The 15178-nt window shown below is 66.4% G+C and carries 14 protein-coding genes; 9 read left to right on the top strand and 5 right to left on the bottom strand.

The features are described from left to right. Window positions 1-151: 151 nt before the first annotated feature. The 9 genes from folP to phoR all read left to right on the top strand — a co-directional run bounded on the left by folP (window position 152) and on the right by phoR (window position 9606). Complete coding sequence (folP, locus tag ACNI65_RS11835; RefSeq protein ID WP_416763224.1) at window positions 152-1027, top strand: dihydropteroate synthase; 876 nt, start codon at window positions 152-154, stop codon at window positions 1025-1027. Window positions 1028-1133: 106 nt separating this feature from the next. Continuing rightward, complete coding sequence (glmM, locus tag ACNI65_RS11830; protein ID WP_416763223.1) at window positions 1134-2468, top strand: phosphoglucosamine mutase; 1335 nt, start codon at window positions 1134-1136, stop codon at window positions 2466-2468. A 397-nt stretch (window positions 2469-2865) separates the two neighbouring features. Continuing rightward, window positions 2866-3900, top strand: coding sequence for a phosphate ABC transporter substrate-binding protein PstS (gene pstS, locus ACNI65_RS11825; protein WP_416763222.1), 1035 nt, complete (start codon window positions 2866-2868; stop codon window positions 3898-3900). Window positions 3901-4013: 113 nt separating this feature from the next. Next, entirely contained in the window at window positions 4014-5012 is a 999-nt protein-coding gene (gene pstC, locus ACNI65_RS11820; RefSeq protein WP_416763220.1) for a phosphate ABC transporter permease subunit PstC, read from the top strand. Then, entirely contained in the window at window positions 5009-5869 is an 861-nt protein-coding gene (pstA, locus tag ACNI65_RS11815) for a phosphate ABC transporter permease PstA (RefSeq protein WP_416763219.1), read from the top strand. The genes pstC and pstA overlap by 4 nt, the downstream gene beginning before the upstream one ends. A gap of 46 nt (window positions 5870-5915) precedes the next feature. After that, window positions 5916-6701, top strand: a complete 786-nt coding sequence (pstB, locus tag ACNI65_RS11810; RefSeq protein WP_091733906.1) for a phosphate ABC transporter ATP-binding protein PstB — start codon at window positions 5916-5918, stop codon at window positions 6699-6701. A gap of 19 nt (window positions 6702-6720) precedes the next feature. Continuing rightward, window positions 6721-7428: a phosphate signaling complex protein PhoU gene (phoU, locus tag ACNI65_RS11805; RefSeq protein WP_416763218.1), complete on the top strand. Its 708-nt coding sequence runs from the start codon at window positions 6721-6723 to the stop codon at window positions 7426-7428. Window positions 7429-7514: 86 nt separating this feature from the next. Next, window positions 7515-8216, top strand: coding sequence for a phosphate regulon transcriptional regulator PhoB (gene phoB / locus ACNI65_RS11800; RefSeq protein WP_416763217.1), 702 nt, complete (start codon window positions 7515-7517; stop codon window positions 8214-8216). A 10-nt stretch (window positions 8217-8226) separates the two neighbouring features. Then, window positions 8227-9606: a phosphate regulon sensor histidine kinase PhoR gene (gene phoR, locus ACNI65_RS11795; protein WP_416763216.1), complete on the top strand. Its 1380-nt coding sequence runs from the start codon at window positions 8227-8229 to the stop codon at window positions 9604-9606. A gap of 43 nt (window positions 9607-9649) precedes the next feature. Here phoR and ACNI65_RS11790 read toward each other — a convergent pair whose 3' ends face one another. From ACNI65_RS11790 to trxA, 5 genes are all read right to left on the bottom strand, one after another. Further along, window positions 9650-11299, bottom strand: a complete 1650-nt coding sequence (locus tag ACNI65_RS11790) for a hypothetical protein (RefSeq protein WP_416763214.1) — start codon at window positions 11297-11299, stop codon at window positions 9650-9652. A 179-nt stretch (window positions 11300-11478) separates the two neighbouring features. Further along, a protein-coding gene (locus tag ACNI65_RS11785) for an IS3 family transposase (RefSeq protein WP_416760490.1) occupies window positions 11479-12704 on the bottom strand; the annotation gives its coding sequence in 2 pieces (ribosomal slippage) (window positions 11479-12362 and window positions 12362-12704; 1227 coding nt in all). A gap of 126 nt (window positions 12705-12830) precedes the next feature. Beyond that, the gene (locus ACNI65_RS11780; RefSeq protein WP_416763213.1) at window positions 12831-13094 is read right to left on the bottom strand and encodes a type B 50S ribosomal protein L31; all 264 of its coding nucleotides are present in this window, start codon (window positions 13092-13094) and stop codon (window positions 12831-12833) included. 139 nt (window positions 13095-13233) lie between these two features. Continuing rightward, window positions 13234-14496: a transcription termination factor Rho gene (gene rho, locus ACNI65_RS11775; RefSeq protein WP_416763212.1), complete on the bottom strand. Its 1263-nt coding sequence runs from the start codon at window positions 14494-14496 to the stop codon at window positions 13234-13236. Between the two features lie 237 nt (window positions 14497-14733). Continuing rightward, on the bottom strand, window positions 14734-15063 hold the full coding sequence (gene trxA / locus ACNI65_RS11770; RefSeq protein ID WP_416763210.1) for a thioredoxin TrxA: 330 nt from the start codon (window positions 15061-15063) through the stop codon (window positions 14734-14736). Between the last annotated feature and the right edge of the window lie 115 nt (window positions 15064-15178).

The raw sequence follows: 15178 nt of genomic DNA, 5'->3' as shown, positions 1-15178 counted from the left end.
ATCCACGCGGAGCGTCTTGCACGCTCCGCTCCGCACCCCGAAGGGCCAGTCGAGAGACTGGCCCTTCTGCTTTCCGTCATACTCGCTGTCTGGCGTGGATGTCCCCTGGCGCGAGCGAGCGCGGTCCATGCGCTCTGACACTCAGCCGCCCATGACCTCAGCCTCGTCTCCCTCGTCTTCGTCGTCCCCCTCGATCTGGACCACCACCCGCTTCGACCTCGACCTGGCCGAGCGCCCGCTGGTGATGGGCGTCGTCAACGTGACGCCCGACTCCTTCTCCGATGGCGGTCAGCACGACGATGCGCCGCGCGCCATCGACTTCTGCGAGCGCCTGCTCGGTGAAGGCGTCGACATCCTCGACATCGGCGGCGAATCCACGCGTCCGGGCGCACCTCGGCTCGACGCGGATGAGGAATGGCGTCGGCTGGAGCCGGTGGTGCGCGCGGCGCTCAACTTCGGCGTGCCAGTCTCGGTGGACACGTGCAAGACCGAGGTGATGCGGCGCGCGCTGGACCTCGGCGTGGACATCATCAACGACGTCCAGGCGCTGCGCGATGAGGGTGCTGAAGCGCTGCTCGCCGAGCACGGCAGTGCCGGCATCTGCCTGATGCACATGCGCGGACAGCCCGCCGGCATGCAACAGCTGACGGACTACGAGGACGTCGTCCTCGAGGTCGCGGACTTCCTTGGCGAGCGCATGCGCCGCCTGATCGAAGCGGGCGTGGTGCCTGAACGCATCACGCTGGATCCGGGTTACGGCTTCGCCAAGACCGTGGAGCAGAACCTCGAACTGCAACGGCGCCAGCGCGAGCTCCTGTCGCTGGGGCGGCCGCTTCTGATCGGCTGGTCGCGCAAGTCCACGCTCGGCGCCGTGACCGGCAGATCGGTGGACGAGCGCCTGCACGCGAGCGTCGCGGCAGCGGTGACGGCGGTGACGCTCGGTGCCCGTGTCGTGCGCGTGCACGACGTCGCGGCGACCGTTGATGCGCTCAAGGTGTGGCGGGCCTTCGGCGCCCCCGAGGCCTGATCCGCGAGGGCCTTCGACACAGGCCCCCGAGTGGGCGAGCAGTGCGCGCTCCGGCTTGGGTGACAATCCGCGGATTCAGATCGAGAAGTCGCAGGAGGTCGCTTCAATGAGCCGGAAGTATTTCGGAACCGACGGGATCCGCGGGACCGTGGGCCGCACCCCCATCACCCCTGATTTCATGCTGCGTCTGGGCCATGCGGTCGGCCGCGTCCTCAAGCGCAGCTACGCCAAGCCCAGCGTGCTCATCGGCAAGGACACGCGCATCTCCGGCTACATGCTGGAGTCCGCGCTGGAGGCGGGTTTCGCCTCGGCCGGTGTGAACGTGCTGCTGACCGGCCCGCTGCCGACGCCGGGCGTCGCCTACCTGACCCGCGCGCTGCGCCAGCACCTGGGCGTGGTGATCTCGGCCTCGCACAACCCGTTCGCGGACAACGGCATCAAGTTCTTCTCCTCCAAGGGCGAGAAGCTGCCCGACGCCTGGGAGCTGGATGTCGAGGCCGTCCTGGAGGAACCGCCCGTGTGGGTGGACTCCGCCGGCCTGGGTCGGGCGCGCCGCCTGGATGACGCACAGGGCCGCTACATCGAATTCTGCAAGGCGAGCTTCAGCAGCGACCTGAGCCTGCGTGGCATGAAGCTGGTGGTCGATGCTGCCAACGGCGCGGCTTATCAGGTCGCGCCGTCGGTGTTCCACGAGTTGGGCGCCGAGGTCATCTCCATCGGCAACAAGCCTGATGGCTACAACATCAACGACAAGGTCGGCGCGACAGCACCGGAGGCGGTGGTCGCGGCGGTCAAGGAGCATGGCGCCGATTACGGCATCGCGCTGGACGGCGACGCGGACCGCTTGCAGATGGTCGATGCCGACGGCCGTCTCTACAACGGCGACGAACTGCTCTACGTCATGGTGGCGGACCGGCTGGCGCGTGGTGAGCGGGTCGCCGGGGCCGTGGGCACGCTGATGACCAACATGGCCGTGGAGCTCGCGCTGCGACAGCGCGATGTCGAGTTCGTGCGGGCCAAGGTCGGCGACCGCTACGTCCTGGAAGAGCTGGCCGCTCGCGGCTGGCAACTGGGCGGGGAAGGCTCCGGCCACCTGCTGGCGCTGGATCGCCACACCACCGGAGATGGCATCGTCAGCAGCCTGCTGGTCCTGGAAGCGGTGTGCCGTAGCGGACGCCGCCTGGCGGACCTGCTGGACGGCGTGACGCTGTTCCCCCAGACGCTGATCAATGTGCGCCTGCAGGCCGATCAGCAGGACTGGAAGAGCAACCCGGCGCTCGCGCGCACGGAGGCCGAGGTGATGGCCGAGCTCGGCGACCGCGGTCGCGTGCTGATCCGCAAGTCGGGCACCGAGCCGCTGCTGCGCGTGATGGTCGAGGCCAGCGATGCCGAGCTCGCGAAACGCTGCGCCGAACGACTGGCGGACGCAATTCGCGGCTGAGTCCGCAGCTGAATCCGCAGCCGAATCCACGGTCGAAGCCGCGGTCGAACCGACCAAAAAAATGGGCCGTCGGCGCGTGAGCGTCGGCGGCCTAACTGCATTGGTCGTCGGCCGTTTGAGGCACGGCTCTTCGGGTTCAATGGCACCGTCATGGTGCTGACATCGTCTCTCGCAGGGTTTTCCCGCACGGCCGGCAGGCTACGCAGCGAAGATGACAGCGGGGTGAATCGAATATGACAATGGTCGAGGAGCCGCCGGCGAAGGCCTGTTTCTCCTCTGGTGCGCTATTCGTAACGACATTTTTCCGGCTTCGGGCCGGCGTCACGGATGTGTCACATTGAGGTCATAGCATCCGCTCCGTTCGCCAACCAACCCCAAGCGATAGGACTGAATGACCATGAATCAACTGCGTGCTGGCCTGCTGTTCGCCGCTTGCGCCGCGATGTTCTCCGCGGCCCAGGCTCAAGACGTGACCGGTGCGGGTGCGTCGTTCCCGGCGCCCGTCTACACGAAGTGGGCTGATGCCTACAACAAGTCGACCGGCGTCCGCATCAACTACCAGTCGGTCGGTTCCGGCGCCGGCATCAAGCAGATCCAGGCCAAGACCGTCGACTTCGGCGCGTCCGATGCCCCCCTGAAGGACGACCAGCTGGCCAAGGACGGCCTGGTGCAGTTCCCCACCGTGATCGGCGGCGTCGTGCCCGTGATCAACGTCAAGGGCATCAACCCCGGTCAGCTCAAGCTCAGCGGCCAGGTCCTGGGCGACATCTACCTGGGCAAGGTCGCCAAGTGGAATGACCCCGCCATCGCCGCCCTGAACCCGGGCGTGGCGCTGCCGGACGCCGCCATCGCCGTGGTCCGCCGCGCCGACGGTTCGGGCACCAGCTTCCTGTTCACGAACTACCTGTCCAAGGTCAACGCCGAGTGGAAGTCCAAGGTCGGTGAAGGCACCGCCGTGAACTGGCCGACCGGCGCCGGCGGCAAGGGCAACGAAGGCGTGTCGGCCTTCGTGACGCGTCTGCCGAACTCGATCGGCTACGTCGAATACGCCTACGCCAAGCAGAACAAGATGACCTACGTGCTGATGAAGAACGCCAACGGCGCCTTCGTCAGCCCGAGCGATGACGCCTTCAAGGCCGCCGCCGCCGGTGCCAAGTGGAACGAATCGTTCTACCAGGTGCTGACCGAGCAGCCGGGCAAGGACAGCTGGCCCATCACCGGCGCTACGTTCATCCTGATGCACGTCGCGCAGGACAAGCCGGCCCAGGCCGCCGCCGCCCTGAAGTTCTTCGACTGGGCCTACACCCAGGGCGACAAGATGGCCGACGAGCTGGACTACGTGCCGCTGCCGGCCGCGGTCAAGGATCTGGTGCGCAAGCAGTGGACCGACCACGTGAAGGACAGCGCCGGCAAGGCGGTCAGCTACAAGTGATCGTCGCCTGACGAGAACAGCCCGGTGCGCCCGTCGCGGACACCGGGCTTTCGCACAAGAATTTCAAACACACGAGCGGAGGCCCCGTGGCCGCAATACTTCCAGCCAACCCCATGGACCGAGAACGCGGTCAGGAACGCGCCAAGCCCGGCGGCCGTCCGCCCGAGCGCCGTCGCGTCGCGCCCTGGGCCGACACGGTGTTCTCGCTGCTCACGCACGGCGCCGCCTGGCTGACGCTGGCGCTGCTGGTGGGCATCATCGGCTCGCTGCTGATGGGCGCCGCGCCCGCGATCAAGCAGTTCGGCCTGGGCTTCCTGGTGTCGACCGACTGGGATCCGGTGCAGGAGAAGTTCGGCGGCCTGGTCATGATCTACGGCACGCTGGTGACCTCGCTCATCGCGCTGCTGATCGCCGTGCCGGTGAGCTTCGGCATCGCGCTCTTCCTGACGGAACTCGCGCCGGGCTGGCTGCGCCGCCCGCTGGGCATCGCCATCGAGCTGCTCGCCGCCGTGCCGTCCATCGTCTACGGCATGTGGGGCCTGTTCGTGTTCGGGCCGCTGCTGGCCACCTACGTGCAGACGCCGCTGCAGAACCTGCTGACCGGCGTGCCGGTGCTGGGCGCGCTGGTGTCCGGTCCCCCGGTGGGCCTGGGCATCCTGTCGGCCGGCATCATCCTGGCCATCATGATCATCCCGTTCATCGCGTCGGTGATGCGTGACGTGTTCGAGGTCACGCCCGCGATGCTCAAGGAGTCCGCCTACGGGCTGGGCTCGACCACCTGGGAGGTGGTCTGGAAGGTCGTGCTGCCGTACACCAAGACGGGCGTCATCGGCGGCATCATGCTGGGCCTGGGCCGCGCGCTGGGCGAGACCATGGCGGTCACCTTCGTCATCGGCAACATGAACCAGCTGAGCTCGCTGTCGCTGTTCGAGGCCGCCAACACGATCACCTCGGTGCTGGCCAATGAATTCGGCGAGTCCGGCCCGGGCAGCCTGCATCAGGCCTCGCTGCTGTACCTCGCCCTGGTCCTGTTCTTCATCACCTTCGTGGTGCTGGCGTTCTCCAAGGTCCTGCTGAACAAGCTCAAGAAGAGCGAAGGAGCGCGCACATGAGCGCCACCACCGCCGGCCGCATGGCGATGTACCAGAAGCGCCGCCGCATCAACGTCATCGCGCTGACGCTGTCGCTGGGTGCGATGTCGCTGGGTCTGATCTGGCTGATCTGGATCCTGTTCGAGACGATCACCCAGGGGATCGGTGGCCTGAGCTGGGCCACCTTCACGCAGATGACGCCGCCCCCCAATTCGGACGAGGGTGGCCTGGCCAACGCGATCTTCGGCTCCGCCCTGATGGTGGCCATGGCCACCTTCATCGGGGCGCCCATCGGGGTGCTCGCCGGTGTCTATCTGGCCGAGTACGGCCAGAAGACCTGGCTGGGCAGCGCCGTGCGCTTCATCAACGACATCCTGCTGTCGGCGCCGTCGATCGTGATCGGCCTGTTCGTCTACAGCCTGATCGTGCTGCGCTTCAAGGGCTTCTCCGGTTGGGCGGGCGTCATGGCGCTGGCGCTGATCGTGATCCCGGTGGTGATCCGCACGACCGAGAACATGCTGAACCTGGTCCCTGGCGCGCTGCGCGAGGCGGCCTACGCGCTGGGTACGCCCAAGTGGAAGGTCATCATGACCGTGACGCTGAAGGCGGCTCGCGCCGGCGTGCTGACCGGCGTGCTGCTGGCGCTGGCCCGTGTCTCGGGCGAGACCGCGCCGCTGCTGCTGACCGCGTTCAACAACCGCTTCTGGTCGACCGACCTGACCGGCCCGATGGCCAACCTGCCCAAGGTGATCTTCGACTTCGCCATGAGCCCCTACCAGAACTGGCAGAAGCTGGCCTGGGCGGCGGTGTTCATCATCACGATCGGCGTGTTGATCCTGAACATCCTGGCGCGTTACGCCTTCAAGCAGAAGCATTGACCGGCTTCGGTCCACGATCAACGAATCCAACGAATCGAGCAACAACATGGACGTCAAAGTCGACATGCCGGTGACCGAGAAGGCGAAGCTCTCGGTGAAGAACCTGAATTTCTATTACGGCAGCTTCCACGCGCTGAAGAACATCAACCTGGACATCCCCGAGAACAAGGTCACCGCGTTCATCGGCCCGTCGGGCTGCGGGAAGTCCACGCTGCTGCGCACGCTGAACCGGATGTTCGAGCTCTATCCGGAGCAGCGCGCCGAGGGTCAGATCCTGCTGGACGGCGAGGACATCCTCACCAGCAAGGAAGACGTGTCGCTGATCCGTGCCAAGGTCGGCATGGTGTTCCAGAAGCCGACGCCGTTCCCGATGTCGATCTACGACAACATCGCCTTCGGCGTTCGCCTGTTCGAGACGCTGTCGCGCGTCGAGATGGACGAGCGCGTCGAATGGGCGCTGAAGAAGGCGGCCCTGTGGAATGAAGTGAAGGACAAGCTCAACCAGAGCGGGTCGGGTCTGTCGGGCGGTCAGCAGCAGCGGCTGTGCATCGCGCGCGGCATCGCGATCAAGCCGGAGGTGCTGCTGCTGGACGAGCCGTGCTCGGCGCTGGACCCGATCTCCACGGGCAAGATCGAGGAGCTGATCCACGAGCTTAAGCACGACTACACCGTCGCGATCGTGACCCACAACATGCAGCAGGCCGCGCGTTGCTCGGACTACACCGCCTACATGTACCTGGGCGACCTGATCGAATTCGGACCGACCGCGGAGCTCTTCATGAAGCCCAAGCGCAAGGACACCGAGGACTACATCACGGGTCGTTTCGGCTGATCAACCAGGGAGCAACAACATGACCGACAAGCATCTCTCTACCCAATTCGACGCCGAGCTGAGCGGCATCTCCACGCGCGTGCTGGAGATGGGCGGCCTTGTGGAATCGCAGGTCGCGCAGGCCGTCGAGGCGCTGGGCACCTTCAGCGGCGACATCGCCAGCCACGTGCTCAAGCAGGAAGAGATCGTCAACACGATGGAGATCGAGATCGATCGCGACCTGTCGACGATCATCGCCCGCCGTCAGCCGACCGCGCGGGACCTGCGCCTGCTGATCGCCGTGTCCAAGACGATCGCCAACCTCGAGCGCGTCGGCGACGAGGCCGCGCGCATCGCCCGCACCGTGCAGCGCCTGATCAACACCGGCGTGTCGAGCCGCCTGCGCCTGCCGATGTCCGACCTGTCGTACGAGGCGGAGCTGGCCACCGCGCAGCTGCGCAAGGCGCTGGACGCGTTCGCGCGCCTGGACGTGGACCGCGCGCTGGAAGTGCTCAAGGCCGATGACCAGATCGACAAGGAATTCGACGGTCTGATGCGCAAGCTCATCACCTACATGATGGAAGACCCGCGCACGATCTCGTCGTCGATCGACCTGGTGTTCGTCGCCAAGGCGATCGAGCGCGTCGGCGACCACGCCAAGAACCTGGCCGAGGTCATCATCTACGTGGTCAAGGGCACGGACGTCCGCCACAACACGCCCGACGCCGTCGAGCAACTGGTGCGCTGAGCACCGCAAGCGATGAACCCCTCCGGCCGACCAGCACCTCCGGGAGCGGGTAGGCCGGAAGACCCCAATAAGAGGAGTTACCCCGCATGAGTCGCATCCTGGTCGTCGAGGACGAATCCGCCATCGCCGAGCTCATCTCCATCAACCTGCGCCACGCCGGCTTCGAGGTGACGCTGGCCGGCAATGCCGAGCAGGCGCAGCTGGAAGTGGACCGCGTGCTGCCAGATCTGGTCGTGCTGGACTGGATGTTGCCGGGTCAGACGGGCCTGGCGCTGGCGCGTCAATGGCGCGGTGCCACCCGCACCCGCGAGCTGCCGATCATCATGCTGACGGCGCGCGCGGAAGAGGTGGACAAGGTGTCCGGGCTGGACGCCGGCGCTGACGATTACCTGACCAAGCCGTTCTCCACGAACGAGCTGCTGGCGCGCATCCGCGCGGTGCTGCGTCGCAAGGCGCCCGAGGCGCTGGACTCCGCGGTCGACGTCGGCGGTCTGGTGCTCGATCCGGGCACGCGCCGCGTGAGCCGCGAGGGCGTGGAGGTCAAGCTCGGTCCGACCGAGTTCCGCCTGCTGCATTTCTTCATGACGCACCCCGAGCGCGTGCACAGCCGCTCGCAGCTGCTGGACCGCGTGTGGGGCGACCACGTGTTCATCGAGGAACGCACCGTCGACGTCCACGTCAAGCGCCTGCGCGAGGCGCTGGAGAAGGTCAGCTGCGCGCGCATGATCGAAACGGTGCGCGGCGCCGGTTACCGCCTGACCCAACAAAGCAGCGCCCTGTCGGCCTGAGGACGCATCCATGGCATGGATGTTGTCGCGGGTGCTGATGCTGGTGCTGGGCACCGGCATCGCGGGCGGGCTGGGTTATTGGTTGGGCGAGTGGATGCAGATGCCGCATCTGGCGGCGGCGCTGGCCGCCGCGGTCGCCGTCATCGTCATGGCCGTGTGGGACGCGGCGCGCGCGCATCGTCTGGTGACCTGGCTGCGCGGCGATCAGGACGATGACGCGCCCCGCCTGGGCGGACTCTGGGGCGAGATGGCCTATCGCGTCGAGCGCGGCCTGCGCGACCGCGAGCGGCGTTTCGATCGCGAGCGGCAGCAGCTCGAGCAGTTCCTGCAGGCGATCGAGGCCTCGCCCAACGGCGTGATCCTGCTCGACGGGCAGGACCACATCCTGTGGTGCAACGTCGTCGCCGGCGATCATTTCTCGCTGGATCCGCAGCGTGACAAGCTGCAGCGCATCACCAACCTGGTCCGTTATCCGGCCTTCGTGTCGTATCTGCAGCAGGGCCAGTTCCAGCAGCCGCTGACGCTGACCAACACCCGCGCGAAGTCGACACTGCAGGTGCTGGTGCGCGATTACGGCGTGGGCGGGGAGAGCCGCAAGCTGGTGCTGTCGCTGGACGTGACGGATCGCGAGCGCAACGAGGCGATGCGGCGCGACTTCGTCGCCAACGTCTCGCATGAGATCCGCACCCCGCTGACGGTGCTGGCCGGTTTCATCGAGACCATGGCGAGCCTGCAGCTGACCGAGGCGGAGCGCAAGCGCGTGCTGCATCTGATGCAGCAGCAGACCACGCGCATGCAGACGCTGGTGGGCGATCTGCTGACGCTGGCGCAGCTCGAGGGCAGCCCGCGTCCGGCGGCCGATCACTGGATCTCGCTGGACCCGCTGCTGGCGCGGCTCGGCGCGGACGCGCAGGCCCTGTCGCAAGGACGTCACGAGCTCGTCTGCGAGCGCCAGACCGGCGTGGAGCTGGCGGGGGTCGAGACGGAGCTCCTCAGCGCGATCGCCAACCTGCTGAGCAACGCGGTGCGCTACACGCCGGAAGGCGGGCGGATCGAGCTGCAATGGCGTTGGACGCCGGAGATGGGCGGAGAGATCTCGGTGATCGACAACGGTCCGGGCATCGCGCGCGAGCACCTGCCGCGGCTCACGGAGCGCTTCTATCGCGTCGATGGCAGCCGCTCGCGGGATACGGGCGGCACGGGCCTGGGCTTGTCCATCGTGAAGCACGTCGTGCAACGCCATGGCGGCGAACTGCGCATCGACAGCGAACCCGGGAAGGGCTCGAGCTTCCGACTGAAATTCCCGTCCGCCCGCGTGCGGATGGCCGATGCCACCGCGATGGGCGATGAATCGGCGCCCGCCGCGCTCGCGGGAGGCGAGGACCTCTGAGGTCCACCGCGCTCACAACGAAAAAGGCCCCTCGGGGCCTTTTTCATTGATCCTTTTGCATCACCAGGTAGGTGCCGGATCGGTCGGTCGGTCGACGCACGACGCCCAGCACCTTCCAGCCCGAGGGCGGCATCGGCGTGCTCTCAGCTTGCACCGAGATCGCGATCGGGCAGCGCGTGCGGTCCAGCCCTTGCGTCGCATCGACGCGCCAGTGGCCCTGGAACTCCAGCGCGGCCAGCGCGTGCGTGGGCAGCCCCGGCGCGGCGATGCATTCCGGCTGACCCGGCAGGTGCGCCGCGATGCGATCCACCAGCGGCTTGTTGCTGCGCGCGTAGTTCAGCGTATGCAGGCCCAGCGTCATCGCCAGCAGCCAGGCGAGCGCGACACCGCCCGCCGGCAGCGCCAGGCTCTTCCACAGCGCATGGCGATGGCGCGCGGTGCGCCAGCGCACCAGCCACAACCAGGCCAGCGTGCCCAGCACCGCCAGCACGAAGGTCAGCAGGCCGAATTCGGGCTCATACCCCTGCGCGAGCTTGCGCACGTTGGCCAGCAGCTTGGCGGGCCAGCCGATCTGGATGGCCGTGTAGTACAGCCACAGGAAGATGGCCCCGGCGCTGAAGAAGAACACCGAGAACCAGTCGAGCAGGGCGCTCGCGCTGCGCTGGAAGGTGGGCAGCGCGAAGCTCGCGAGCACCGCCAGCGGCGGCAGCGCGAGCAGCATGGCGCGATCATCCGCGCCCATCAGCAGGCTGGCCGTGAGCGGCACCACCGAGGCCAGCAATGGCACCGACAGGTGGCGCCGCATCAGGTGCGTGCGCCAGCGCCACAGCGACCAGGCTGCCAGTGGCCAGGCCGGCCAGCAGAACCAGCCCACCAGCCGGAGCCAGTCCAGCACGCTGCGCTCGCTGGCGCGCACGCGCCAGGCCCAGCCGTGCATCGGCCAGGCGATGAGCGCCGCCAGCGCCATCGCGCCCAGGATCCACGGCAGGAACTGGCGTGCGTCCTCGTAGGTCGACCGGTAGCACAGCCACAGGGCGCCGATGGCGAGCGCCAGCGCCACCGCGGGCGCGCCGCTGGTGGCCAGGATGGGCAGCGCCGCGAACATCGCCGCGCGCGCCTTCCACAGCCGGAAGGGCAGCGCCGCCAGGCTGTAGACGAACAGCGTGATGCCCAGCAGCTGGAGGATCTCCGGCGTGATCTCGTGACCCAGGCGCAGCAGGCCCACGCTGGCGATCAGCGCGAGCAGGCAGCCGTCGGCCATCGCGCGGGCGTAGTCGACCGCATGGGCTTCTCCGCCGAAGGCGAAGGCCACCGGCTGGGCGGCCTCGGTGCGTGCCAGGTGCAGGCAGCTGTACCAGACCAGCGCGAGCACCGCCGCGAGCATCAGCCCGAAGGGGATCCGCGCGGCCACCGACGGATCGAGGAAGGGCAGCAGCTTGATGCCCAGCGCGCCGATCCAGTAGGGCAGCAGGCCGCCGTCCGCGGGCAGTCCGGCGATCGCGGGCTGCAGCCAGGGTGCATGGCCTTGCGCGATGCTGGCGATGAAGCCGTAGGCGGTGAGGTCGGCATTGCGCCACGGGTCGCGGCCGAACAGGCCGGGCAGCACATAGGCCGCGCACAACAGCAGCAGGGCCCAGCGCGGGATCGGGTGGGTGCTGCGCTCGGCCACGACGGCCGGGGTAGGCAGATTCATGCGCGTCTGTCTCGTTGTCGTTGTGGATGCCGGTGCGCATCATGCCGCAGCTTGGGCAGCGCCAGGATGAGTCTCCTGACAGCGCACGGTAAAGCCGCGTGGGGCGGCCGGGCCGGTTCCGGTTCGGCTGACCCGTCCTGAACTGCGTTGACAGTCTCGGACGGTTGTAAAGGTCGGCGTCAGCCGACCAGTAGCGCCCGATGCACAGCATCGGGCGTTTGCATTTTCAGCGACAAATGCAGTCGCTCCTCGTTGTAGATCTGGACCGACTCTTGCACCATCCGCCTGGCTTCCTTCAGGTCGTTGGGCCTGTCCAGCAGGAACTCCATTTTCAGGATCCCGTTGACCCGCTCGGCCAACGCGTTCTGGTAGCAGTCATACCCGTCTGTCATCGAGCAGGTCAGTCCATGCCGTCCGTGCAGCTCCTGGTAGAGCGTCGAGCAGTACTGGATCCCTCGATCCGAGTGATGCACCAGCCGCTGTCTGGTCTTCCTCCCTTTGAGCGCAACCTTCAGCGCTTGCGCCACTTCCTCCGTTTGAAGACTCGCGTGCACGTGCCAGCCCACGATCTTTCTTGAATACGCGTCCGTGACCAGGCTCAGGTAAACGAATCGCCCCGCCGTCGGCAGATACGTGATGTCAGCCACCCAGACCTGTTCCGGCCCGGTTGGCCTGATCTGCTCCGGCCCAGGCTTAAGCAGGTTCGGATGACGCCTGAAGCGGTGATGGCTATCGGTGGTCTTGTGATACGCCCTGCGCGGCGCCACCAGCAACCTCGCGTTGCGAAGCACATCAAACATCGCATCTCGCCCCACGCTGATGCCTTGGCGCTCCAGCGGCTCGCGCAGCATGCAATGCAACTTTCGCGTACCCACCCGCGGCTGCCTCAGTCGCCTCTCCCGCACCAGACTCACCACCGCCTGCGCCCTCTGCGCCAGCGCTGCCTGGCGGCAGCGGTCCTGGTAATAAGCTTGACGGCTTATGCCCATGTGTCGGCAAGCCCCGCTGACGCTCAACCCTTGGACAAGGTCTTGCTCGAGGACTTGCCTGAAGGCTTTTTTACGACGCGTACTCCGTAATCCTTCTTCAACACATCGATCACGGCTTCAAACAGCTGCGCCTTCTGCTGCGCTTCCTTGAGCTGTACTTGCAACGCCTTGATCTGCTGCTCCGGCGTCAGCGGCGTGGGGGTCTTGTCTATCGGCATGGCTGCCGATGATGCCCCAGCTCCCCAGCCCAGGCGACCATGTTTGCGCAGCCACTTCAACACCGTCGATCGGCCCTGGATGCCGTACTCGGCCTGTGCCTGCCGGTAGGTCAGCTCCCCCCTCTCCACCTGCGCCACGACCGCCAACTTAAAGGCCATCGTGTAATCGCGCTGCGTTCTCTTGATCCCCTTATCCATCGATCCCGCCCTTTCAGCGAGCCCGAGGTGTCAACGTGGGGCAGGACGGGTCAGGCCATGAAAAAAGGCAGCCGGTGGGGCTGCCTTCTTCGGGGGACCGGATGAGATCCGGTCGGGGAGGGCTGCTTAGGCCTTCTTGCGCAGGTTCGCAAACTTGTTGCGGAACTTCTCGACGCGACCGCCCAGGCTGTCGACGCTCTTCTGCGTGCCCGTGTAGAACGGGTGCGATTCGCTGGAGGTTTCCAGCTTGACCAGCGGCAGTTCGCGGCCGTCGTCCAGCTTGATGGATTCCTTGGTGTGCACCGTCGAACGGATCACGAATTGCGAACCGTTGGACTGGTCCAGGAAGACCACTTCGCGGTAGTTGGGGTGAATGCCTTCTTTGGCCATTTGAAAATCCTCGCTGCGGTGCCGCCAGCCACATCGCCCGATGCGATGCACTTGTCGACAGCGGAAAAACGCGGAGTATAGCTGAAATGCAAGAAGCCGCCCAGGGGGCGGCTTCCGTGAAGTCCATGCGGAGCGAGATTTACCCGCCGCGCCGCATCATGTCGAAGAAATCGTGGTTGTTCTTCGAGGACTTCATCTTGTCGAGGATGAACTCCATCGCCTCGATCTCGTCCATCGGGTACAGCAGCTTGCGCAGGATCCAGGCCTTCTGGAGGATCTCCGGCTTGAGCAGCAGTTCCTCGCGACGGGTGCCCGACTTGTTCAGCAGGATCGACGGATAGACGCGCTTCTCGGCCATGCGGCGATCCAGGTGGATCTCGCAGTTGCCGGTGCCCTTGAATTCCTCGTAGATCACCTCGTCCATCTTGGAGCCGGTGTCCACCAGCGCGGTGCCGATGATCGTCAGCGAGCCGCCTTCCTCGATGTTGCGCGCCGCGCCGAAGAAGCGCTTGGGGCGCTGCAGCGCGTTGGCGTCGACGCCACCGGTCAGCACCTTGCCGGAACTGGGCAGCACGTTGTTGTAGGCGCGGGCCAGGCGGGTGATCGAGTCCAGCAGGATGATCACGTCCTTCTTCAGTTCCACCAGGCGCTTGGCGCGCTCGATGACCATCTCGGCGACCTGCACGTGGCGGGCGGCCGGTTCATCGAAGGTGGAGCTGATGACCTCGCCGCGCACGGTGCGCTGCATCTCGGTCACTTCCTCGGGGCGCTCGTCCACCAGCAGCACCATCAGATGAGCCTCGGGATAGTTGGCCGCGATCGAGTGCGCCAGGTGCTGCATCATCATCGTCTTGCCGGACTTGGGCGGCGCGACGAGCAGCGCGCGCTGGCCTTTGCCCAGCGGGGCGATCAGGTCGATGATGCGGCTGGTGATGTTGTCCTCGCCGCGGATGTCGCGCTCGAGCTTGAACTGCTCTTTCGGGAAGAGCGGCGTCAAGTTCTCGAACATGATCTTGTGCTTGGACTCCTCCGGCGTCAGGCCGTTGACGCGGTCCACCTTGACCAGCGCGAAGTAGCGCTCGCCGTCCTTGGGCACGCGCACCTCGCCTTCGACCATGTCGCCGGTGTGCAGGTTGAAGCGGCGGATCTGGCTGGGCGACAGGTAGATGTCGTCCGTCGAGGCCATGTAGCTGGCCTCGGGTGAGCGCAGGAAGCCGAAGCCGTCGGGCAGGACTTCCAGCACGCCGTCGCCGAACACCTGCTCGCCGGCCTTGGCGCGCTTTTTCATGATCGCGAACATCAGCTCCTGCTTGCGCAGGCGGGCGACGTTGTCGATCTCCAGCTCTTCGCCCATCTTGATCAGGGCGGAGACGTGAAGCGCCTTCAGTTCAGAAAGATGCATGGGGGGGTTTACCCGGTCTGTCGTCCAGGGCCTGCCAAGGCCAGGGACACAAACAACGGCGAGCCCAAGGGACGCGCGTGCCGCGTGTTGGCGGACGATGGAAATGCGTGGAGTCTTGGGCGCCGAGTACACGCGCTCGCCCGGAACGTCGACGGCGTCCGAGGACGCCGCGGTGCCCGGGAGGGCGTGTTGGCAAAGTGACCGTCGAGGCCGCATGGGCCCCGACGGATCGAATGATTATAGGTGGGCGTCCAGGAAGGACGTCAACTGGGCCTTGGACAGCGCGCCGACCTTGGTCGCCGCGAGCTGGCCGCCCTTGAACAGCATCAGCGTCGGAATGCCGCGGATGCCGAACTTGGCCGGGACTTCGCGGTTGTCGTCGACGTTGAGCTTGGCGATCTGCAGGCGGTCGCCGTAGTCCTTGGCGACTTCGTCCAGGATGGGGGCGATCATCTTGCAGGGGCCGCACCATTCGGCCCAGTAATCCACCAGCACGGGCTTGTCGGACTGGATGACGTCGTTGTCGAACGAGGCGTCGGAGATGTGTTTGATCTGTTCGCTGCTCATGGAGATGGTCCTTGCGTGATGTCCCTGCCGGGCGGATGCCACGGGCGGGCGGCCGGCCGGGCGACAATGCGTCGCCGCGGGGGCCCCAGGGCTTGCAGGGAGCGTCGATTCTCAC

The organism is Roseateles sp. So40a (assembly GCF_048081605.1).
Taxonomy (GTDB): domain Bacteria; phylum Pseudomonadota; class Gammaproteobacteria; order Burkholderiales; family Burkholderiaceae_C; genus Roseateles.
Note: the sequence above shows the minus strand (reverse complement) of the source record. Positions and strands in the feature narration are given on the sequence as shown.